This window comes from Vibrio sp. PID23_8, from assembly GCF_003584965.1.
Lineage (GTDB): Bacteria > Pseudomonadota > Gammaproteobacteria > Enterobacterales > Vibrionaceae > Vibrio.
The window spans coordinates 116011-136819 of the sequence record NZ_LIXE01000005.1 but is presented as its reverse complement, the minus strand read 5'-3'; the positions used below and the strand labels follow the sequence as shown (position 1 = coordinate 136819).

Annotated in this window: 20 protein-coding genes and 1 pseudogene; 4 read left to right on the top strand and 17 right to left on the bottom strand. The window is 46.2% G+C overall.

Annotated features, from left to right (window positions below):
* Positions 1-433 precede the first annotated feature (433 nt).
* Positions 434-646 carry a cold-shock protein gene (locus AK966_RS10975; RefSeq protein WP_099078480.1) on the top strand — a complete coding sequence of 71 codons (213 nt, stop codon included), beginning with the start codon at positions 434-436 and terminating at the stop codon, positions 644-646.
* A gap of 163 nt (positions 647-809) precedes the next feature.
* Here AK966_RS10975 and AK966_RS10970 read toward each other — a convergent pair whose 3' ends face one another.
* From AK966_RS10970 to amrS, 9 genes and pseudogenes are all read right to left on the bottom strand, one after another.
* A complete protein-coding gene (locus AK966_RS10970) occupies positions 810-1229 on the bottom strand; it encodes a VOC family protein (protein WP_119464140.1) in 420 nt (139 codons plus the stop codon).
* A gap of 581 nt (positions 1230-1810) precedes the next feature.
* The gene (gene ahpF, locus AK966_RS10965) at positions 1811-3379 is read right to left on the bottom strand and encodes an alkyl hydroperoxide reductase subunit F (RefSeq protein ID WP_119464139.1); all 1569 of its coding nucleotides are present in this window, start codon (positions 3377-3379) and stop codon (positions 1811-1813) included.
* Positions 3380-3549: 170 nt separating this feature from the next.
* Positions 3550-4107, bottom strand: coding sequence for an alkyl hydroperoxide reductase subunit C (ahpC, locus tag AK966_RS10960; protein ID WP_005374632.1), 558 nt, complete (start codon positions 4105-4107; stop codon positions 3550-3552).
* A 142-nt stretch (positions 4108-4249) separates the two neighbouring features.
* Positions 4250-4495: pseudogene (locus tag AK966_RS10955) on the bottom strand (helix-turn-helix domain-containing protein); the annotation flags it as partial.
* A gap of 188 nt (positions 4496-4683) precedes the next feature.
* Positions 4684-4950: a DUF2999 family protein gene (locus AK966_RS10950; RefSeq protein ID WP_119464138.1), complete on the bottom strand. Its 267-nt coding sequence runs from the start codon at positions 4948-4950 to the stop codon at positions 4684-4686.
* Between the two features lie 198 nt (positions 4951-5148).
* Entirely contained in the window at positions 5149-6261 is a 1113-nt protein-coding gene (locus AK966_RS10945) for a lipocalin-like domain-containing protein (RefSeq protein WP_119464137.1), read from the bottom strand.
* Positions 6261-8759, bottom strand: coding sequence for an FtsX-like permease family protein (locus tag AK966_RS10940; RefSeq protein ID WP_409119918.1), 2499 nt, complete (start codon positions 8757-8759; stop codon positions 6261-6263). Before AK966_RS10940 ends, AK966_RS10945 begins: the two co-directional genes overlap by 1 nt.
* A complete protein-coding gene (locus AK966_RS10935) occupies positions 8746-9450 on the bottom strand; it encodes an ABC transporter ATP-binding protein (RefSeq protein ID WP_099078487.1) in 705 nt (234 codons plus the stop codon). The genes AK966_RS10940 and AK966_RS10935 overlap by 14 nt, the downstream gene beginning before the upstream one ends.
* Before the next feature lie 103 nt (positions 9451-9553).
* Positions 9554-10645, bottom strand: a complete 1092-nt coding sequence (gene amrS / locus AK966_RS10930; RefSeq protein ID WP_099078488.1) for an AmmeMemoRadiSam system radical SAM enzyme — start codon at positions 10643-10645, stop codon at positions 9554-9556.
* 82 nt (positions 10646-10727) lie between these two features.
* On the opposite strand from amrS, the gene amrB reads away from it, so the two are divergent.
* Together amrB and amrA are read left to right on the top strand one after the other, a co-directional pair.
* Complete coding sequence (gene amrB / locus AK966_RS10925; protein ID WP_099078489.1) at positions 10728-11519, top strand: AmmeMemoRadiSam system protein B; 792 nt, start codon at positions 10728-10730, stop codon at positions 11517-11519.
* Positions 11488-12084, top strand: a complete 597-nt coding sequence (amrA, locus tag AK966_RS10920; RefSeq protein WP_119464135.1) for an AmmeMemoRadiSam system protein A — start codon at positions 11488-11490, stop codon at positions 12082-12084. Before amrB ends, amrA begins: the two co-directional genes overlap by 32 nt.
* 73 nt (positions 12085-12157) lie before the next feature.
* Here amrA and AK966_RS10915 read toward each other — a convergent pair whose 3' ends face one another.
* From AK966_RS10915 to AK966_RS10905, 3 genes are all read right to left on the bottom strand, one after another.
* The gene (locus AK966_RS10915; RefSeq protein WP_099078491.1) at positions 12158-12403 is read right to left on the bottom strand and encodes a DUF3297 family protein; all 246 of its coding nucleotides are present in this window, start codon (positions 12401-12403) and stop codon (positions 12158-12160) included.
* Between the two features lie 135 nt (positions 12404-12538).
* Positions 12539-12925, bottom strand: a complete 387-nt coding sequence (locus tag AK966_RS10910) for a hypothetical protein (RefSeq protein ID WP_119464134.1) — start codon at positions 12923-12925, stop codon at positions 12539-12541.
* Positions 12926-12967: 42 nt separating this feature from the next.
* On the bottom strand, positions 12968-14959 hold the full coding sequence (locus AK966_RS10905; RefSeq protein WP_119464133.1) for a peptidase U32 family protein: 1992 nt from the start codon (positions 14957-14959) through the stop codon (positions 12968-12970).
* A gap of 232 nt (positions 14960-15191) precedes the next feature.
* Between AK966_RS10905 and AK966_RS10900 the strand changes: the two genes are divergently transcribed.
* Positions 15192-15641 carry a DUF302 domain-containing protein gene (locus tag AK966_RS10900; protein ID WP_119464132.1) on the top strand — a complete coding sequence of 150 codons (450 nt, stop codon included), beginning with the start codon at positions 15192-15194 and terminating at the stop codon, positions 15639-15641.
* 129 nt (positions 15642-15770) lie between these two features.
* Here AK966_RS10900 and arsB read toward each other — a convergent pair whose 3' ends face one another.
* The 5 genes from arsB to AK966_RS10875 all read right to left on the bottom strand — a co-directional run bounded on the left by arsB (position 15771) and on the right by AK966_RS10875 (position 20642).
* Positions 15771-16982 carry an ACR3 family arsenite efflux transporter gene (gene arsB / locus AK966_RS10895; RefSeq protein ID WP_099078495.1) on the bottom strand — a complete coding sequence of 404 codons (1212 nt, stop codon included), beginning with the start codon at positions 16980-16982 and terminating at the stop codon, positions 15771-15773.
* Between the two features lie 214 nt (positions 16983-17196).
* Positions 17197-17583 (bottom strand): DUF2541 family protein, encoded by a 387-nt coding sequence (locus tag AK966_RS10890; RefSeq protein WP_099078496.1) that lies wholly within the window; start codon positions 17581-17583, stop codon positions 17197-17199.
* 201 nt (positions 17584-17784) lie between these two features.
* Complete coding sequence (locus AK966_RS10885) at positions 17785-18252, bottom strand: polymer-forming cytoskeletal protein (RefSeq protein ID WP_099078497.1); 468 nt, start codon at positions 18250-18252, stop codon at positions 17785-17787.
* The gene (locus AK966_RS10880; RefSeq protein WP_099078498.1) at positions 18156-19109 is read right to left on the bottom strand and encodes a M23 family metallopeptidase; all 954 of its coding nucleotides are present in this window, start codon (positions 19107-19109) and stop codon (positions 18156-18158) included. Before AK966_RS10880 ends, AK966_RS10885 begins: the two co-directional genes overlap by 97 nt.
* A gap of 348 nt (positions 19110-19457) precedes the next feature.
* Positions 19458-20642, bottom strand: coding sequence for a multidrug effflux MFS transporter (locus AK966_RS10875; protein WP_099078499.1), 1185 nt, complete (start codon positions 20640-20642; stop codon positions 19458-19460).
* Positions 20643-20809: the final 167 nt, after the last annotated feature.

Here is a 20809-nt window from a genome sequence, read left to right as displayed (position 1 = left end):
AGGGCTAGGGTACACACACGTTGTTTACCATTGGGGCCAGAAGGACACCGATGGTTACTGCTTCTACTAGCGATGTCAGACTTTTTCTCTAAAGTGATTTAGGTGACGGAAAAAGTTTGATTTAGTGAAAGAAGATCGCGTGTTAGGCGTGCTCGAGTGAGTTACTTAGCCCTTGTAGAGCTAAAGAAGTTAGGATTCATTGAAAAAGTAAAAAAAGTAGTTGTATGAAATTTATGCTTCTGCTAGTATACCGCGCAGTTGTTCAAAGAGTTATTAAATGCAGCATCAAGTACAAGTAAAGCTTCCACTACGAAATAACCATTTTTGTAGTTAGATGTTTCCCTTTTATTTTAGCGTATCATGATATAATTCAACTCATTAACATATTGTTAATAATGAACTTTTACTCAAAATAAACTAATAGGGGCATAACATGTCTAATTCAAATACTGGTATCGTAAAATGGTTCAACGAAGAGAAAGGCTTCGGTTTCATCACTCAAGATAACGGCGGCGCTGACGTATTCGTTCACTTCCGTTCTATCGCTTCTGAAGGTTTCAAAACTCTGAAAGAAGGCCAAAAAGTGTCTTTCGAAGTTGAACAAGGTCAAAAAGGCCCACAAGCTAGCAACGTTATCGCTCTTTAATTAGGCGAAGCTGTGTAAGCTTAAAAGAATATAGAAGGTCGCTTATTATTAGCGGCCTTTTTTGTATCTGTCGTATAGCAATCCTCCCCTTCGAGCCCAGTATTTTGGCATCGTCGATGTTGAATATAAGAGGAGGGATAGTGAGCCGAATCTACCTATTGTTTCAGTTCGATAAGTTACGCAGCTTTGGGTCGTCTGAAAGGTATTCGACAAATTCGATTTCAAAGCCTGAAGGGTCAACAAAATAGACGTTCTTACGGTATGGTTCTTCAGCGCCGGGGTTGGCAATTTGATAACCTGCTTCAACCAGTCTTTTCGTCACGCCATCAATGTCGTTGGTCACATACGCGAAATGCGCTAGCCCGACTTGATAACCGCTTAGATCGCGATTCTTTCCTTCGCCATGATCGCTCATCGCAATGTATTGGTACTCATCACCAAAGTGGATCCAGTTTCTTGGTTTTCCGCTCCATTCGCCTTTGCCTTCGTCACGCATATACCAATGTGGAAATGCTGCTTGGTAAAACTTCAACATTTCAGGGATGTCCTTAACCACTAAGTTCACATGTTCGAGTTGGATCATGGTTTGCTCCTTTGTCATTTTTTAACCAACGAAGAATAGGTTAAAACCTCAAGTTAAGTGGAGGTAAAGGGCTTTTTCATTTTTTTATGTTGAATGGATTATGTACTTGCGATTTGGTTCAAACTATTGCTTGTTATGGCCTTTTGCGAATTGTTTTTACAGATGCTTGCGGTAAGTAGATTCCGTATCATGCTCCTTCGTCGCTGTACGGAATGACGCAGTGGGATTGAGCATAGGACTCGCGATGTCATTCTGAAAGAGCCAAAGAGAGTATTCAGAATCTGCTTGAAGCGTGCAGTGATGCTGGTGGTTTGAATGGGACAAATCATGTGGGCTGGATCAGTTTTTCCGGTTTCTTTCCCATATGACGTTATATGGAGCTTGGGTGCGGTATCTGTTTGAATATAATATGATTTCCTCAAGAAACAAAAAAAGCCAGCAGTTAATATCTGCTGGCAAAGTTTTTGGGCTTCTAGGTTTTTGCATTTATTTCTTGTTACTCATCGCTGTCACGGTGCCCCGATTGGTTTTCCAGGGAAGAAAACACAGCACCGTGCGCTTTGTGCTTAAGAAACTGGAGATTAACCTTGCTTACGGATCAGGTAGTCAAATGCGCCTAAGCTTGCTTTTGCACCTTCCCCCATCGCAATGATGATCTGTTTGTAAGGAACGGTTGTAGCGTCACCCGCTGCGAAGACACCTTCTAGGCTAGTATCGCCACGGCTACCGACTTCAATTTCGCCACGCTCAGATAGCGCTACTTCTGAATCTTTTAGCCATTCGGTGTTTGGCACTAGACCGATTTGGACAAAGATACCTGACAGTTCGATCTCTTGGATTTCATCTGTGTTGCGGTCTTTGTACTTCAAGCTGGTTACGCGAGTGCCGTCACCCACGACTTCTGTGGTTTGTGCCATCGTAATGATGTCTACGTTTGGTAGTGAATTCGCTTTGTCGATAAGCACTTGGTCTGCACGAAGTACGTCTGCGAATTCAAGAACCGTTACGTGTTCTACGATACCAGCAAGGTCGATAGCGGCTTCGATGCCTGAGTTACCACCACCGATAACCGCGGTTTTCTTGCCTTTGAACAATGGACCGTCACAGTGTGGGCAGTACGCGACGCCTTTGTTGCGGTACTCTTGCTCACCCGGAACGTTCATTTCACGCCAGCGTGCACCAGGGCTAAGGATGACACTCTTACTCTTCAGCGTTGCGCCGCTTTCAAGTTGAATATGAATCAAACCATCTTCTGTGTGTGCAGCGCCCATCAGCTTCTCTGCTTGTTGCTCAGTCACGACGTCTACGTCGTATTCTTTTAGGTGCTGAGCTAGGTCAGTTGCCAGTTTTGGACCTTCAGTGCGTTTTACCGAAATGAAGTTCTCAATTGCCATGGTGTCCATAACCTGACCACCAAAGCGTTTAGCGACAACGCCAGTACGAATACCTTTACGAGCGGCGTATAGAGCAGCGGCGCTACCACCAGGACCACCGCCGACAACAAGTACGTCGTATGGGTCTTTTTCGCTCAGTGCTTTCGCGGCTTTCTCGCTCGCGCCGTCATCCACTTTGTTTAGGATTTCAGTCAGAGACATACGACCTTGACCGAACAGCTCACCGTTCACGAATACGCTTGGTACGGCCATGATGTCACGCTTCTTCACTTCATCTTGGAACAAACCACCGTCGATCATGGTTGCTTTTACTTTCGGGTTGATCGCCGCCATCATGTTGAACGCTTGAACCACGTCCGGACAGTTTTGACACGACAGTGAAATGAAGATTTCTACGTCTAGCTCTTTGTCTAGTGCTGCGATTTGCTCGATGACTTCCTGCTCTAGTTTGATTGGGTGACCGCCAGAGTGAAGCAGTGCCAATACGAGAGAGGTAAATTCGTGACCCATTGGCAATCCTGCAAAGCGTAGTGCTGTACCTTTTGCTGGGTTAGTTACCGCCATCACTGGTTTACGTGCGCTTGTGTTGTCGTCACGTTCAACGGTGATTAGGTCGCTCATCTCTGCGATTTGGTTCGCTAGAGATAGAATATCCTTCGATGCTTTGCTTTCATCTAGACTAACCACTAAACGAACTTCTTCTTTTACATTAGCCAGATATTGTTTGAGTTGTTGTTGGATCGCTTGGTCTAACATAGCTGTTACTACCTTAAAAATATTAAAAAGTGGTTACTGTAGATAAAACCTGAGGGGGAGAGAGCAAATCAGGCAGAAGGTCGTCAAGGTATCTAACCTGAAGTGCTCTCTTATTCAGTTCTAATCAGAAAAAGGAAATCGGAACTGATTAGAACTTAAATTTCAGTGGCTTAGATTTTGCCAACTAGGTCTAGTGATGGAGCTAATGTCTCTTCACCTTCTTTCCATTTAGCTGGGCAAACTTCGCCTGGGTGCGCTGCTACGTATTGAGCTGCTTTCACTTTGCGTAGTAGGTCTTCTGCGTCACGGCCGATACCTTCAGCAGTGATTTCCATTGCTTGGATAGTACCTTCTGGGTCGATTAGGAACGTTGCACGGTCTGCAAGACCTTGACCTTCACGCATCACACCGAAGTTGTTTGTGATGTTGCCTGTTTGGTCGCCAAGCATGTAGTACTGAATCTTACCGATAGTGTCTGAGCTGTCATGCCATGCTTTGTGAGTGAAGTGTGTATCAGTTGATACTGAGTAAACTTCTACTCCACGTTTTTGTAGTTCTTCGTAGTGGTCTGCTAGGTCGCCCAGTTCTGTTGGACATACAAACGTAAAGTCTGCTGGGTAGAAGAAGAATACTGCCCATTTACCTAGAACGTCTTGTTCTGTTACTTCAACGAATTCGCCGTTTTTGTACGCTGTAGCTGCAAATGGTTTAATTTGAGTATTAATCATAATTTACTTTCCTTTGAATGTTTTAAGCTGAGTTGTTGTTGCTTTCGGAAAGTATATTCTCATCGGAGTGTGTTTAAGGAAAATCGCTTGTAACTATCCTATTGATAGCCATTTCCTATTTAACTTGATAGGTCGTTTCGATGTAAGGAGAGGCGATGTTAAGTACCGATTGTTTGGATTTGAACAACTCATCCGCAGCGGCTTCTAAGCGCAACCGCCTAATGAAATCTGCTAACGTCTCGCCCTGCATGGCTTTAAAGGTACGATAAAAATGATATTGAGACAGGTTCGCCAACGCGGCCACTTCTGGCAGGTTTAATGGCTCATTGAAATTCTGTTCCAAGTAACGAATCACAGGAATCAGCCGTTGGTGATAATCGATGCGCATTGCAGTATGTTCTTGTTCTGTTCATCCCATTTTCTAAGCTCAAAGCGTACCGAAATCAAATTGGCTTGCAAGATTGAGATAGGATAAGTGCGTGTTGGTAAGGACAAATAACAACAAACAAAAAGGCCGTTAACCCCATGTTCGGGTTAACGGCCTTTTCTATATTCAGCACTTAGCGGGTATAAGGCTTAGTTAGCTTGGTTTTGGGTCTGAAGCTTCTCTTTTGCCTCTTCAACTTTTGAGAAATCCAATCCCAACTCTTCGACTGCTTCTTTAATTAGCGTAGGGTTTTGCATGACTTGCGCCATCAACATCTGCAATTTATCTTGAGGCAAACCTAGTTGACTGATTGTTGCCATTGCTGCAAAAGGGTTCTGCGTTAGAGTCTGAAAAATCTCATGGATCTTCTCATCACTGATGTTGTTCTCTTTCAGCATTGCAAGAATCGGGTTCATCACATTTCCTTTTAATCATTCAATGAAATAGAGGCCGAGTTTATCACTTGGTTTTGCTGGGGTGAACTAGGAACATTAGCGAGGATACATATCCAAGGCGATTTGCTCTGAATCCTGCTTCTTGAAGTCACTTGGGTATACGACTGCTCTTCAACATAATCGCTATCAATTCCCCTAATGGGTGAAATGTCACAATTTTCAATATCCTGTCAGTTCCATATATCCCGTTCCAGAATGAGTGCCTTTAATGCGTACCGGACCTTCCCAATAAGGCACAGAAAGCGGCATCTTTGCATTGGGGTTCAGTGCTGAAACCGTCACTTCAATTTGTTGAGTTGGAATGGATATTTGCCATTCCGTTGGATAACGGTGTCCTTGAATTTCCGTTTGCTTGGTCGACTTTAAGCGGATGTCTTTTTGCTTAATGGCAATGCCAGAACCGTCTTTCTGCATCAATCTTGCGTTGGAATAGCTTGCTTCACCCGTTATTGAATCACGCAGTTGGAACGTCACCAAACTGGTTTTGTCACTCAACCTCAACGCAAACCAATCCCAACCTTGTTGCGAATCGAGTAAGAATTGTGAGCTCCATTCTCGGTCAATCCAACCTTTGCCGGACACTTGGTGCGTTTTTCCATCAATGGTGACTTCGCCTGAAACATCAATAAATGGTTGGCTATAATAATACGATGCGACCTGACCATTTGCACTTTTGGTGCTGTAGCCTTGAACGCCCTGTTTTTGATAAGGTGCAGAGCTGGTAAGATTTAATGAGTAGCTAAACAGACTTGAATCGACCTTTAAATTGGCAGGGAATAGGTCGTCAGTTTGTGAGTGCCATTGCCAGTTATCAAGGAAAGCTCTGAACGGTGCGCCTTCTATGCCTGCCAGTTGTTTGTGGCCGCGAGACCATTTTTCATCGGCGTAATGTTTGTCTTTGGTTGTAACAGCACTGTGCGCCATGTAGATCTGCTGACTTTGCCATGCACTGGCGTTATCGGTGTTGCTGCTTTCAGCTTGAGGTGAGGTTGCAAAACGAAACTGTGTCCACTGTAGGCCGAGTGGATTGCCATCTTCATCGATTAGATTCGCGGTTAAATACCACCACTCATGGCGAAAATCGTTGTGTGCCTGATGATCGGCAGGGAACGTGAGTTCGGTGCCTTTCACTACTGGAGTAAATTGGCCATCCTCGGTTTGAGCGTCACTTCCGTTCATTAATGCTCCCATGTTTTGCGGTGGTGACTCTTCACAGCCGATCAGTGATAAAGAGCCAAGGAGGAAAACCGCCGCTTTTACTGATTGATTCATCACAATACCTCGCTCTGTAAACTGGACACGACCGGTTTGCTCACCAAGCGCCAAAGTGGGATCAAGGTGGCAATCACAGCAACCAAAATAGTGATGGCGGCGATACTGAGTGCGTCACTCCAACTCCATAGGTAATTCAAGCTCCAGCCAAAAGCTCGCAAGGTGACAATATCAGTGAGCACATAGCCAACCATCGCACCTAAAGGTAAGGCTATAACGAGCGTAAACGCCACCAAAGCCACGATTTGGCCGATGGCCATTGCCATCAACTTTCGACGGTTGACGCCTAAAGCATACAACCTTGCCACTGCGGCCTTTCGAGCATCAAGCAACATAAAACAGGCACTGAACAGGCCGATCATTGCTACCAGTAAAGTGACCCCATTTAATGCGCGAGTAATGGCAAAAGTTTGCGAGAAGATTGCTAAGGCGATGGATTTGATTTGCGCTTGATCGTAGAGCTGACTTGGGTGCAGATTGAGTTGATCACGTATTTGGTCGTATGCGGTTTGTTGATCGCCAGTGACCTTGATACCAAGGCTGGTGGGCAAATCCGTAAAGCCACTTTTACGCCATAAACTCGGTGCAATGAGTACTTCACCATTGGGTGAACCGTAGTCATGGAAAATAGCCCCAATAGTGAGGTTAGTATTTTTCACTGATGTGAGATTGAGTTCCTCCCCTAGTGACAATCCGAGTTTTACGGCCGTCGGTTCACTTATTGCGACTAACTTCCCTTGATAAAAGAGCGGCCAGAAATTAGGAACGTGCGATTGAAACACCATGGTCTGCTCTAAGGTGGCGGTGTCTTTGGTGCCGAGTAATATCGGCAAGCCTTGCAAGTTGTCATCAACATAATACTGTTTATAGACTCGTTCGACGTTGTTGAATTGCTCTAATGCGCGCTCAACATTGGCGATATCTTTTTGGGACGGGCTGACATAAATATCGGCATGCAGTCTTTGTTCGAGCCACTGTTTTAAGGTGGATTCGAAGCTGCCGACAAGGGTGTTCATGGCCATGTTAGCGGTGATGGCGAGAAGTAATGCCATCATGGCGAGTGAGAGTGGAGAAATCAGTTCACGTAGCTCGGCAAACAGATATTTGAGTAAGCCTGATGTGGTGCGTTGTTCGCTCCATTGCGCCAATACGCTAAGGGTTTTAGGAAGATAAAGCGGAATGGATATTACCAACACTCCCACCCAAACCATGGTAAAACGGTGATGTTCGCTTAGCCATAATCCGGTGAATGACAACAGAGTTAGCACAATGCCAACGACAAACAGTTGGTTTTCGTTGGCGTTTTCTGGCGTTTGGTAAAAGCCTCCATGAGAAGAAAGCGGTTGGCGAACACGCTGTTTAAAGTGCTGCCAACAGGCGAGTAGCGTGGCGGCTAAAGTGAGTATCAGAGCCTGCGCCCACCATTGCCACTGCCAAGTCCCAGGCAGTAAGGTTGCACCGTAAAGCTGTTCTAACGTCAGGGCCACTGTGGGGTGGAGCCAATGGCTCAGTTGCATGCCTAAAACGAAGCCAAGTGTCGCGCCGATCGTCACCAACATGGTTAATTCAATCAGCAGTGCGGAGAACACAATCATAGGAGCAACACCAGCTTGCTGGATTTGAACTAACAGACGATTGCGTTTGAGCAAGCTGTATTTCACGCCGTTGTAAGCGATAAATAAGCCAACCAAAAACGCCAATAAGCTCATTGCTGTCAGATTGAGATGAAAGCTGTCGGTCAGGGAACCAAGGTCTGTGCTTTGGGTATTGGTGATCCATTGCCCTTGCTCGCCAATCAGGTTCTGCCATTTTGCTTGCGTGTCCTTACCCGTATCAAAAACTGCAATGTAACTGAGCTTACCTTGCTTGTTCAGTAACCGTTGTGCAAAGCCAATATCCATTAGCATTCGGCTACCTAACTGCCATTCATCAGGTAGGACAGTGACTTTGGTTTCCACGCTGTCCAGAGTGAGGTACTCGGCTTCACCAACGCTTTGATGTTGTGATTGGCTCATCATCACGATGGGTTCTCCCGCCATTAATTGGGCCAATGGAAGTGCATCGCTGGAAAGTGAAATGGGTTGTGGATCCTCTGCTCTCTTGTTGTCTGCTGCAGAGCGAAGGCGAGACGTAATGGCGGCGACTAACTCACTGCCTTGCACTGACCAGCGGCGGCCTTGTTCATCGCGAACGCGTCCTTCAATGATGGGCAATGCCGCGCTTAATCCCTTGTGACGCAGTGAGAAGTAGAGTGACTCTGACAAATATCGTTGACCTGCTGGGGGAATGATCAGGTTTTGCGCTTGAATACTGAGCTGTTCTGTGGACTGGGCATAGCTACGTTTAGCATTGAGGTTAATGGCTTGCACTGCAACAAATAAGGTCACCGCAAGCACGATGCCAATCAAAATGGCGGCAGCCTGAAGTGGCGCTTGTCGATAATGAGCAGCAAACAATTGGAGGGTGAGTTTCGTGTGTATGAGCCTAGTAGGATTCATGCTGCGACTCATGATTCAAAGGAGCGGTGAAAAGGTGGCCATTTTGCAAGTGACAGCGAGCCTGCATAAAGTCGGCACACTCTAAGCTGTGGGTCACTAATATAATGGCGGTGTTGCCTTGGCTAGCGATCTCGGTAAGCAGTTGCATTACCTCTAATCCTGCTTTTTGGTCGAGGTTTCCGGTCGGTTCGTCAGCCAGTAAAAGCTGAGGTTGATGCGCCAATGCTCGAGCGATGGCCACGCGTTGTTGTTGTCCACCGGATAAGGAAGAGACGTGCCGACTGAGCAGTTGGCTGATGCCAAGCGCGCCCACAAGATGATCACACCAATCATTCCAAGGTTGCTGGTTTAGGTTGAGAGGGAAGGCGATATTTTGCTTTACGTTTAGTGGCGTTAATAGATTGAATTGCTGAAAGACCACGCCGAGTTGCTGGTATCGAAAGCGGCTCCATTGTGGATCTTTCCATGTTGCGGTGTTGTGCCCACTCAACAGCAACTCTCCACTCGTGAGTGGTTCAAAGCCGGCAATGATATTGAGTAACGTGCTTTTGCCACTACCACTGGCGCCAGTGAGTGCGATGCTTGCGCTGGGAAGCAGCGAAAAATCGAGGCCATTTAATACGTGATGGGTCTCCTTGCCATCCACAAAACTCTTTGTCGCGTGCTTTAGTACAACAAGCGGGCTTTCCATTTTACCTCCATGTAAACCTGGGTTATCGACGATTATCTTACGCATTGCCGGGCTATATCGCTCAATACTTAGCCATTAATAGGTTGCCCTGCTAAGAGATACGCTATCGTATTGAGATGGGGATCCTATGCCGTCCAAATGGTTTCTTGAGAGGAGCAAAGCGGCCGGCGAGTTGGTAACCACAGTACTCACACTTACCGTCATCGGTTAAGTGGCGATCGCCAAGCTGATACCAATTTCTTGCTAGCACCTTCTTCTTACAATGTGGGCAATAGGTGCTGTCCCCTTCCTCATCGTACACATTGCCGACATAAGCGTAGTTAAGACCATTTTTGAGTGCGATTTCTCTGGCTTTTTGAATGGTACTGATCGGTGTTTGTGGTTTATCCAACATTTTGAAATCGGGATGAAAGGCACTGAAATGAATCGGCACATCACAGCCTAAGTTGTCGCACACCCAACGAGTGAGGGCCTCCAACTCGGAGGTGCTGTCGTTCTCCCCGGGGATCAGCAGTGTGGTAATTTCAAACCACACATCGGTTTCATGTTGTAGGTAAAGTAGGGTATCGAGTACTGGCGCTAAGTGGCCACTGCAGATCTTATGGTAAAAGCGCTCGGTAAAGGCTTTTAGATCAACATTAGCGGCGTCCATATAACGAAAGAACTCCGTTCTTGGTTTGTCGCAGATATAGCCAGCCGTCACGGCAACGCTAGATATACCCAATTCATGGCAAGCTTGGGCGGTATCAACGGCGTATTCCATGAAAATGACCGGATCATTGTAAGTAAATGCAATACTTTCACAGCCGTGACGCTGAGCGGCTTGGGCAATTTGATCTGGCATGGCACAGGAACCCAGAGTATCAATTTGGCGTGATTTGCTAATGTGCCAATTTTGACAAAACTTACAGCTTAAATTACAGCCAGCTGTGCCAAAAGAGAGCACCGAACTGCCAGGGTAAAAATGATTGAGTGGCTTTTTCTCTACAGGATCAATGCAAAAACCACTGGATCGCCCGTAACTGGTGAGTGCGATTTCGCCATTGTGTGCCAGACGTACAAAGCATGCGCCACGCTTATCTTCCCGTAATCGGCAACGTCTTGGGCACAAATCGCAAATCACTCGACCATCACCGAGTTGGTGCCAGTATCGGGTTGGATAAAACTCTGGGGGTTGTTGTGGAGATGGTTGCATCGTGATCACCCAAACTGAATTCTGTTCCTATAATTAAGTATGGCACTTTGTCTCCCATTACGAGTTTTATAAGGTCACTGCTATGAATGTTCGTCCTCCAGCCGTTGCAGGACACTTTTATCCTCACTCACAACAGCAATTAAGCACCACCATTCAACAGTGGGAGCGAGACGCGCCCGAATTCCCTCACTCCATCAGAGCCTTGGTGGTACCCCATGCGGGGTACGTTTTTTCGGGGAAGGTGGCCGCAGAGGCTTTTCGCTACTTGAAAGCACAATCCGAGCGTATTAAGCGGGTGATTTTGCTTGGCCCTAGCCATCATTTTGCTTTTCAGGGCAGCGCATTACCGAATGTGGATTACTTTGCGACCCCCTTAGGGAACATTCCGATAGATATCCCTTGGCAACAAAAATTGGCATTAGAGGATGATGTCGTGCTATCCGATGAAGCGCATGAGATGGAGCATTGCCTCGAAGTACAGTTGCCGCTATTGCAAACGTATCTTGGGGCGTTCACCATTTTGCCGATATTGACCAGTCAAGTTTCTCCCGCCAGAGTGGCCGAGCTTATCGATCCTATTTGGCGTAACGATGATAGTTTGCTAGTCGTCAGCAGTGATTTAAGCCATTACCACTCTTACGCGCAGGCACAAGCACTTGATCGCCGTACTTGTGAACAGATAGAAGCGTTCCAATCGTCCATTGCTCCAGAGCAGGCTTGTGGTTCAACAGCAATCAATGCCCTGTTATTGCTCGCAAAACAGAGGGGTTATGAATTAACACGAACTCGTTTAATCAACTCCGGTGATACCGATCTCGGAGACCAACACCGCGTGGTAGGTTATGTCAGTTATCTCGTCTCAGATCCTCAATAAGGATGAACTCACCCAACTGCTCAACATCGCAAATGATACCATTCAGCTCAGTTTTTCTGATGAGCCCGTGCTGCCGCCCAATCTGGGCGAGTGCCTGCCTCGATTACGTGAACTGGGCGCGAGCTTTGTGACCTTAAAAGTGTTTGGTGAGCTTCAGGGTTGTATTGGCAGTATCGTCGCACAGGGGCCTCTTGCTCTTGATGTTTATGATAAGACGTTAGCAAGCGCATTTGAGGATTCACGCTTTGCGCCGTTGACGAAACGACAGCTCCCGCATTTGTCGATTGAAGTGTCAGTGTTGTCGCAACCAGAGAGACTGGAGGTGGCATCTGAACAAGCACTGATGGATTACCTCGCTAAGCACAAGGTGGGGCTCATTTTGTCTTATCAGCATCAACGCGCGCTCTTTTTACCGCAAGTGTGGGAGCAACTACCGAGCCCTATTGATTTTGTTCAGCAACTGAAACGCAAAGCGGGTTGGCCGGCCTCGTTTTGGGATGACGATATGGTGGTAAAAACGTTTGTGGTGGATAGTATTGAGGGGGCGTTCGTAGGGGAATGTTAGGGGCGTAAAGAAAGCGATCGATATAGGTAAAAAAGCCTGAGACGGGTCTCAGGCTTTTAGCTGTTTAGGTCGCTTACACGTAGTACGCTTCAACCGTACCTTTTAGTTTGATCAGCATTGGGTTACCGAAACGGTCTTTTGCTTTAGGAGACGCGATTTTTACCCAACCTTCACTGATGCAGTATTCTTCAACGTCAGTACGCTCTTGGCCGTTAAAACGGATACCGATTTGGTGCTCGAAGCATTCTTTAACAAAGAATGGGCTACGTGGGTTGCCTGCTAGGTGATCTGGTAGAGCTGGTTTAGTTGTATCTGTCATGTTATGTGACCTTGAAGTCCGTAAAAAATGTGCGCTATTGTAGTCAGTGCACGGCGAGTGTTCAAGAAGTGTCAGTACTACATTGTACAACCTTTCCTTGTGTAACGTTTTATAACACGCCCATGCATGGTTATTTTAAGGTTTATAGAATTTACTGTTGTTGAACACATCGCGATCGCGAGGGTCGTTAGACAAGAACATCCAAATCTCTTTCATGCTTTGCTCGAAGAACTCTTCTTCAAACACCACCATAGAACAATGCTCACCTAATCCGATAGCAAAAGGCTCGAGAGTTTCGAATCCGATGCTTTCGATATCAGTGATATCAAGGAAATAGAGCTTCTTATCGGTTTTTTGCTCATATTCCCTTGGTAGTTCACCTTTGCTCAGTACAGAGAAGTTCAGCTCTACCGTTAAACCCGTCCGGTTTTGTTTTAACTCATAAACCTGTTCGGATTGCGTAACGATGCTGTAATTCAAATCATCAAAATAGTTAAGCGTTTCTTGTTTCATTGGGTGCATAAGTCTTCCATAAATTGTGCGGGCGAATCGGAAGAGATTCGCTTACAAACCTTTCAAATACTGGGCATTTGCTGTTGGGTGAACCATTGTTTCTAGTGCTTCAGCATTGGGCGCATTGTGTTCTGCAAGCAGTACCTTAAAGGCATCAATCAGCTCAGGTTTCGTTACAGTGACGTTGGTTTCTGTCTGTATATCACGTAAGTCTATCAACACGTCAGTAAACAATTGCGGTAAATCTTGCAGTACTTGCAGGTTCAACACGTTGTGTTCGCTGTAGATTGAGTTATGGCTGCCTTTCTGCTTTTGCACCACATATGGGTTGTCTTTTAGATTGATGATTGACGTGCGCTTATCACAACGCTTCAAGCAGCCCTTGTTTACTTTAATCTTGCGGCAACCTTCGGTCTGTTGGAACAAACACTGGCGGCTAGTGAGCAGTGTATTGGGGTGGTAAATACTGTAGTAGCTGCGCATGGATTGTGGACGTTTGATATGGCGCATCTGCTTCATGTTTAGCTCGTTGGAGACAAATGCACCGCTGGCTGCAAACTCTTCTTGCAAGCATTTGAACGAGTACGAGTTCACCGTGTTCATTTGCGGGCCAGCCACCCAACCGAGCCCTAGCTGTTGTGCGATTAGGCCGACGCCAGAGTTATTGGTGATCGACAGTTCTGGCTTTATTGTTTCTAGAAATACGCGCGCTGCTTGGTAATCGTCGCCAATCAAGATAGCAGGGAACCAAGGTTTGAGCGTTGGATTGGCCAAGAATAACTCGATCAATACGCTTAGCTCACCCGATAATCCCATCGGTAGCTGAAAATACACATCCACATCCGTGTATTGGCATAGTGCGGTGTCTTCTACCGATGAAACCAACACCGACAGTTTCGGTGCGCCTTCACGTACTTCTGGTTGAGGCAGGGCAGGCAAGGTAGGTACATCAATTGCGCCTTTTAGGCTGCTGCCAGAAACTTGCGTTGCCGTCACGTCGAAGTATTGCGTCTTCTCTGTCACTTTCTCAATGATTGCCGTTTTGTCGTCGTACAGCTTTTTCTTCACGATTTGTACATCGTCTGCGGATTCGCATTTATAGATTTTTGAGAAGTGCTTCACGGCGTGGTCACGAGGGTTGTCGATGTACATCGCTTTACCGAAATCGCCTTGCAAAAATGCGTTGGAGAAATCACGGTTGAAAACGGTGTACAGTTCGGTGGTGTCGCTCGACAGTTCTACGCCTTCGCACAAGCGATCAATCTGTTTACGCCAGTTATCGACCACCGTGTAAACGTAGTGGGATTTTTTGATGCGACCTTCTATTTTCAACGAGTAAACGCCCGCATCGGCAAGGGCTTGTAAATCGCCAAATGCGGAGTTGTCTTTCATGTTGAGCGGGTAGCTGTTGCCCGTTTTGGTTGTCTCGTACTGTTCACGGCAAGGTTGGCTGCAACGACCACGGTTACCGGATGCACCATTACGTGCCGAGCTGATGTAACAAATCCCTGAAAAACCAATGCAGTAAGATCCGTGTACGAACACTTCCATCATCACATCGTGCTCACGACCAAATTGAGCCAGATGTTTGATCTCATCGATGTTTAGCTCGCGAGATAGGTTTACGCGGCTTGCTGTTAACTGATTGAGGAACAAGATTTGCCCTTCGTTGTGAGTGTTCAGCTGCGTAGAGGCGTGCACATCTAGGTCAGGGAAGTGATGCTTCAGGATGTAGGCAAGGCCGAGATCTTGCACGATCACACCGTCAATCGTGGTGGTGTTTAATTGACTGAGCAAGCGAACGATAGCAGGGATCTCGCTCTCTAGGATCAGCACGTTCAGAGTCAGGAAAATCTTACAGTTGTGCTGATGTGCAAGTGTTAACACACCATTTAAGTTATCTAAGGTGAGGTTGGTTGCACGGTTGCGGGCATTAAAGCGGTCTAAACCACAGTAAATGGCGTCGGCACCGGCAGCAATGGCGGCTTTGATGGAGTCTAAATCGCCACCTGGCGCTAATAACTCAAATTGATCGCGTGTCACTCGTTATCTCTTGCTCACTAAAAATAGGCACGTATTTTACGGGTTTCACATTTTCTATTCTTAATTAGTTAACACTTTATTAATCTGAATCAATTAATCACGCTCATCTTGCCTGTTGAGAAACCCAAGCATCCCGAGGTTGCTTGAGTTTCAATAGAGAGGCACTCAAGTTCGCAACGGCAGAGGTTGGCTTCTATAGTATTGTTATTATGCAAAGAGCAAGGCTTAACAAATGTTGAAAGTGATCACCATGGGGTTAGCCGCAGTATTGGCTTCATTTACTGTCTTGGCGCAAGAGAGCCTGATTCGAGTCGCGAGTCAGCATTCCGTGCAAGATACCGCCGATAAATTGGTTTCTATCGCACAAGAGAAAGGCCTCAATGTTTTTGCGCGTATCAATCATCATGAGAATGCGGACAAAGCAGACATGCTTCTCAGGCCCACAGAAGTGATCGTATTTGGCAACCCCAAAGTAGGGACGCCGCTGATGCTCTGCTCTCAGGAGGTCGCTATCGACTTACCGCAAAAAGTGTTGGTGTATGAAGATGTCCACGGTCAAGCATGGCTTGTTTACAATAACCCGGATTACCTTAAGCTGCGGCACAATATTGAAGGTTGTGATGAGGTCTTAGCGAGAGTGAGTAGCGTGTTGGGCCAACTGACCAATGCGGCAGCGCAATAGCGGTGTATGACGATCCAAAGCCCGGGCCTTAATGGGTGAAGGTGTGGATGTTTTTTTCGGCTTACGAGAGTGTATTTCTTAACGTGACTATTGCGTCTGCAAATCGAGCTTCTTTCGCTGACAAGCATCTCAAGGTTGTTTAGAGACGCGTGACTTGGTGACAGTAAACCATCCTGAAGTACGCTTGCATATACTTACCAGCATTAACATCACTGGCACTTCAATCAGAACCCCGACCACGGTGGCCAGAGCGGCGCCGGATGAAAGTCCGAAAATCATTACCGAGGTTGCAATCGCTACTTCGAAGTGATTGGATGCACCGATCATCGCTGCTGGTGCTGCATCCTCATAGGATAAATTTAGGAGTTTTGCTGCGAAGTATCCTAGAGCAAAGATAAATACTGTTTGGATAAAAAGCGGAATCGAGATCCAAAGAATTGTCAGTGGGTTGTTTAGAATGGTTTCACCTTTAAAGCTAAAAAGTAGCACGAGAGTGAGCAGTAGTGCACCAATGGTAATTGGCGTAAGAATATGCAGAAACTTCTCTTTAAACCACTCTTCACCTTTATGGTTAATGATCCATTTACGGGAAAAATAACCCGCAATCAGTGGAAGTGCCACATAGATGGTGACCGAGAGCAGCAGTGCTTGCCATGGCACCGGAAGTTGACCAATGCCGAGTAAAAAGCCGCCAAGAACCCCATACAAAACCAGCATGACCAACGAGTTGATCGCAACCATGACGAGAGTCAGTCCATCATTCCCTCTTGCCAGATAACCCCAAACCAAAACCATGGCGGTGCAGGGAGCAATACCAAGCAAAATGCATCCGGCAAAATAGCTTCGCCAAAGCGGGATCTGAAGCATTTTTATACCGTCTTTCAGGACAACAATTCCGTCACCATACGCTGTGCCAACGGGTAGGTTTAGACCTAATGGCATTTTGACCAGATCCACCGCATTATCACCGATCAGACCTTTCAATAAGATGCCTAGGAACAGCATGGCAATGGCATACATAGTAAAAGGCTTGATGCACCAGTTGATAAATAGTGTCAGAAATACAGGCTTACCACTCTGTCCGGTTTTGACGACACGAGTAAAATCAATTTTTACCATGATGGGGTACATCATGAAGAAAAGGCAGATGGCAATGGGTATCGAAATGACGGGAGCCCCATTAACATAAATGGCCATGCCATCGAGTGTGCTGGCCAGATTAGGCGCGATTTTACCAAGGGCGATACCAATAACGATACACAGCCCAACCCATACGGTCAGGTATCGTTCAAATACACTTGTCATGGTGCGGTCGTGCATCGATTTTTCTATGCCACTCATCAGTTTTCCTCATAAGCACATGGTTGCCCTTTTAATGTGAGTATAGTTGCAATGTGAATAGGTTGGATATTATTGAGAACCAAAGAAAATATTCTGACGAATAGCTCTATACCCAAGCCAACTTGAAGTATTTGGCTCAGTGAGGTGATCTGGGGATAAAAAAAGGGTGACCATATGGTCACCTTTTGAAATCTGGTATTTTGAACGTAAAAAATTAATCGTTCTTTTCTTTACCGTAAACACGAACGCCCGCCTTCGAGCCTTCAGAATTACCGTAAACTTCAATGTTTTTCACACAACGACGGTAACCGAAGTGGCGCCAGTCGGTCGTTTTGTTCTTCTTTAGATCGCGGTGGAAGCGAATGGTTTTCTCATCACCATTTTGGAACTTCACCACGACCTTTCTCAATTCTAGGTCTTTCTCTGCCTTCACTTTGATCGCATTAGTATTGCGACAAATAACCATCGGGATTTTTGCTGCAAGGTTACCGTGCTCAAGTAAAATTGTGCGACCTAGAGTGAATTTGTCATCAGCGTGTGCTGGTGATGCCAGTAGTGTTGCAGCGATAGCTGCACTTAAAAGAGTAGTAAATAGTTTCATTCAAGTTAACAACCTAATTAAGGAGCGCGAATCATAGTCGAGAAGAATGAATATCAGATAGAAAAATTTTGTGATGTGAGTCATGTTTTACCTGGCGTTGACTTTTCTCTGAAAAAGCTGACGACTAGATGAACCAACTAGCCATATCATCACCAGACAATACCCAAGTATCTTGAGGATACTTGGGTACAAAACATCTTGTTAAGCGCTTTTAGAAGCCGCCTGCTTTTCGCTGTTTGCTGTGTTCGCTTTTTTAACTGGTGCTTTCTTAACCGTGCTTTCAGACGTTTTGCTTTGCAGTGTTACCACTTCTTTGTCTGGTAATTCTGCGGCTTCACCAAAGAATTTACCGCCAGGTTCAATGCTCAGGTTGTTGCTCCAAATCTTACCGCTAACGCGACCTTTTGCAAGCACTTGGATATGCTCAGAATGACAATTTCCATCGATTATGCCATTAACAATCAAGTGGTTAGCGAAGATGTCACCTTTGACTCGTCCACTCTCTGCGATGACCAAAGTGCCTTCAACATGGATCTGACCACTGAGTAGACCGTCAATCTGAATGTCGCTTTCTACTTTGAGTTCTCCGCTAACAGTACAACCTTTGGCGATGAGAGTTGAAGCTGCTGAGCGACTCGTTGTTCCACGGTTTTGATTAAAGATTCCCATCGTATATTTCGTTCCTTAGTAAATATATCTTCAAAATCATTGAGGTTCCAATCGACAAAGGTCTTTGGATTTAGTGCTCGTCCGACAAAGCGCACTTCGTAATGGAGGTGAGGTCCAGATGAAAGCCCACTGTTGCCGGAGAGCCCAATAAGCTGCCCCTTCTTTACAAACTGACCGCTTTTGACTTTGAACGCTTTCAGATGTGAATAGGAGCTCGAAAAGCCAAATGAGTGCTGCAATCTAAGAAAGTTACCAGAGCCTTTGTTGCTTCTGCGAGTGACTTCCACGACGCCATCGGCAGGCGCATAGATTTTGGTACCGATGTTGACGGCAAAGTCTAATCCACGGTGCATCTTTGAGACTTTAGTGACAGGGTGGATACGTTTACCAAAGCCAGAAGAAAGGCGAGCTTTTTCAACCGGAGATCCACTAGGAATTTGATTTAGCATCACCATGCGAACATTCGAAGTAATGGCGGCGGTGTCGAAGCGGGTGTCTAAGCTGTCGTTAGCGGTGTGGTTGCTCACGCCAAGTACTTTTTCCAGATCACCAAGGCGTTCAGATACAAGTTGGACTCGCTCTTCCCGCTCAGATAAGTCGCTCTCAAGTTCTGATTTGAGGGCTTTTAAATCATTCAGTTCTTGCCCGATATTGCGTGAGTGTTCTGTCATTTGAGCTTGCTTAAGCACGGCATCATCGACACGAGTGTAGAGGTGATTGATCAGGAATGCGGTTGCCCCTAACGCTAGCAAAAATAGACCGAAAAAGGTTTTTAAATTGCGTTGCATCGCTTTACTGAAGTACCAATGCTTAGAGCCATTAATGGTTGAGATGGAGAGCGTCAGCTGATCTTTCATAATTCTCTACGGATCGTGTGTTTTACAAACCTCGTCATTAGGAGGTTTCGACTGTAAGCAAAAGTGAGGAAGGTCGCTAGTTCTGTTATAGAGCGAAATGTCAGGTCGTGAGCTGTTTTCAGACAATGAAGAAAAGTGGTTAGTCGAATTTAATCTTGCCGCCATTTTGGTCGCTAGCTTTGCTTCATTCTAAGGTAGAGGGAAAGAACTCGCCTGATTCGAGAGTTTTTCAGTAGAGGCGCGCATAACAAAATCAACCTAAGTTAAACTGTCCAGTCCAGTCCCATCATTGGCTCGGTGATACACATCCTTTCTTAGTGCGTAAAAGGTGAACGAAAAGAAGCATATTTACTGCTCTGAAGGCTGCTCCGTACCAAAACCGCGCAGGATATTGGTGAGCGTGATGACGCTGAACGCCATAATGACCAATGATAGGTGCCAGGCTTGGCTTAGACCTAACTGCATCAGCGTCATACTTACTATCGATGACACCACCATTTGGCCACCACCGGACATGGCTGCCGCCGCACCTGCTTGTTTTTTATAAGGCTGCATGACCATCGCTTGCGCACAAGGTAAGGCGATCGAGTTGCCTAAGATCATCAATAGCTGCCCCAACATTAAGTAAACGGGTTCAACGGGACAGAAGAATAGCCATAACGCTGAACTTATATGCAAAGCTGGCGTCATCAATAGCGTTCTTTTACTGCCAATCATTGGGCGAATACGGTTACACAGGCTGGTGCCGCAAATCATGCCAAAAGCAGGAATCAACGCCCACATTGCGTATTCGTCTGATGTCATGCCGATTTGGTTTTGCATGATGAACGGCATCACGGATACCGTGGTGATCATCAAACTGAAGTTGAGCCAACCTATGCTGGCGAAGCTCATAAAGTAGCGTGAAGTGAGCAAATCACGATATTGCAGCAGCATCTTCTTTGGTGAGGGAATGGGAGTTGGGTGCGCGATGGTTTCCTGAAAACGCAGCGCAATAATGGCCCAAGCAAACGACACGTACCCTAATAGTGAAATGAATACCATGCTCCAGCCAAAATGGAAGTTAATGAAGCCACCAAGCACTGGCGCGATGAGGGGCGTAATCGATGCGGCCATCGCAATGTAAGACATGGCGACGGGCAGCTCCGAGCCACTAAAACGATCGCGAGTGGATGCCCGCGCCAATACGGCACAACAACCGGTGCCTAAACCTTGTAAGAAACGTCCCATCACCATGCCAGTAAAGCTATGGCTGTAGAAGATGATCATCAAAAGACCAGACATGGCGATCAGCAAACCGGTCAGTAGTACTTTCTTTCGTCCAAGCGCATCTGATACAGGACCATAAATAAATTGGGAAGGGCCAAAGCCAAGTAAGTAAATACTCACCAGTAGCTGAGCTTGGTCGAGGGAGATATCAAAGTCTTTGGCGATCCAGGGTAAAGATGGAAAGACCAAACCCATGCTGAGTTGACCAACACTGATGATCAAACACGCCAGTAGGATGGTTTTAAAATCAATCGGGCGGTTCATGATCGCGGTGAGCCTCTTTTGGTGGAGGCATCAACATACAGAAGTTCATTAATGCTGACAATACCAAATGAAGCCATGGGTAAGGGGCTAAGCTTATCTCAACAACGAATGCGGTGCTCAATAAGCAACGAAAGTGAAGCGCGTGGTAAATCAATGGGTAACGAGGC